1 tRNA gene and 2 rRNA genes are annotated in these 1650 nt (G+C 55.2%); all 3 read right to left on the bottom strand.

The features are described from left to right. Nucleotides 1–837 (bottom strand): 23S ribosomal RNA (locus ACSFDB_RS20980); the annotation flags it as partial. 224 nt (nt 838–1061) lie between these two features. Continuing rightward, nucleotides 1062–1133: transfer RNA gene (locus ACSFDB_RS20975), tRNA-Ala, on the bottom strand. Nucleotides 1134–1273: 140 nt separating this feature from the next. Further along, nucleotides 1274–1650 (bottom strand): 16S ribosomal RNA (locus tag ACSFDB_RS20970); the annotation flags it as partial.

Here is a 1650-nt window from a genome sequence, read left to right as displayed (position 1 = left end):
ACCAACTCTAACAGGCCTCCACGCACCTTTCGGCACGCTTCACCTTGCTCACGCCTAGATCGTCCGGTTTCGGGTTGTGCCCGTTTGACTCCCCGCGCTTGAACACGGTGGCCCTCGTCGTAAGACTGCGGCCATATCGGTTTCCCTACGCCTTCCCAGATAATCTGGTTAGACTCGTCAAACAGGCACACTCCCTGGTTCGTTTTTCAAAACGTACGACGGAACATCGGCTTCCTGTATGGCTTACTATAGGTTCGCACCTAATTCATTGTATACAGGACCTTGTATGCCCCGTCGCTCTATCGCCAACTGATTTCACGCCCTATTGCACCTCCCTTCTGGGGGTACTTTTCAGCGTTCGTTCACACTACTTGTTCGCTATCGGTCTTGAGGAGTGTTTAGTCTTTGCAGTCGATGCCTGCAATATTCACGAGGGATATCCAACCCCCGATACTCTGGAGCTGACTCGTCTCATACTGATCTACACTACGGGACTGTCACCCTGTTTCGTGCTCTATTCCAAGAGACTTCCTGTAGACGGTCCGAGAGTGATCGTCAGTCCGAACACCACATTGCCCGTAAGGGCTTCGGTTTGGACTTTATCGCGTTCATTCGCCATTACTAACGACATCACGTTCGTTTTCTTTTCCTGTCGATACTAAGATGTTTCAATTCTCGACGTTCCCCATTGCGCGAAGCAATTGCGGTGGGGATTCCCATTCGGAGATCCTGAGTTCTTTGCCTCCGTGCGGCTCCCTCAGGCTTATCGCAGCTTGGCACGTCCTTCTTCAGCTCTCAAGCCGAGCGATCCACCAGCTGGCACAGTAGCCACGTTCATCGGATCTGAATTGCAACGGAAGTTGTAATTCAAGAGTGACCCGGGAACGGGTCCAGTGGACGCCTGGACTACACGTACACACGGTCTCATCTGCACGCCGTAGACGCGGCATGCATTAACCCTTCCCAGCCACGTTTACACGGGCTGGTGCATCGGTTTCGTTCGGATTAGATCGAAGTAGCGTGACCCACTTAAGGGGCACGATTCGATCGTCTCCGAGTCATGGACCCACAGGGATTCGAACCCTGGGCATCCTCCTTGCAAAGGAGGCACTCTACCACTGAGCTATGGGCCCACGTCCACCCAAAGGTGGACACGAGACGAAATCGTTAGCCTTGGTAGTTCTAAGGTGCCCGATCGGCCAACGGGTGGGTCGATCGAACGTGAACCGCAAACTGCGAAGGTGGGTCAGGCCGTCGGCCTGATCCCGGTCTGTGGAGGTGATCCAGCCGCAGATTCCCCTACGGCTACCTTGTTACGACTTAAGCCCCCTTGCGAAGCCCAGATTCGACCTGGGAATCCAGGCCTCATCCGGACCTCACTCGGGTGCTTTGACGGGCGGTGTGTGCAAGGAGCAGGGACGTATTCACCGCGCCCTTCTGAGGCGCGATTACTACCGAATCCAGCTTCATGAGGGCGAGTTTCAGCCCTCAATCCGAACTACGACCACGTTTCGGAGATTAGCGTCCCCTCTCGGGGTTGCATCCCACTGTCGTGGCCATTGTAGCCCGCGTGTCGCCCAGCACATTCGGGGCATACTGACCTACCGTTGCCCGTTCCTTCCTCCAGTTTGGCACTGGCAGTCCTCTTAA

Source organism: Natronorubrum amylolyticum, from assembly GCF_052040145.1.
Classification (GTDB): Archaea; Halobacteriota; Halobacteria; order Halobacteriales; family Natrialbaceae; genus Natronorubrum.
The sequence above is the reverse complement of the archived record's forward strand: the minus strand, read 5'-3'. Positions and strand labels throughout refer to the sequence as shown.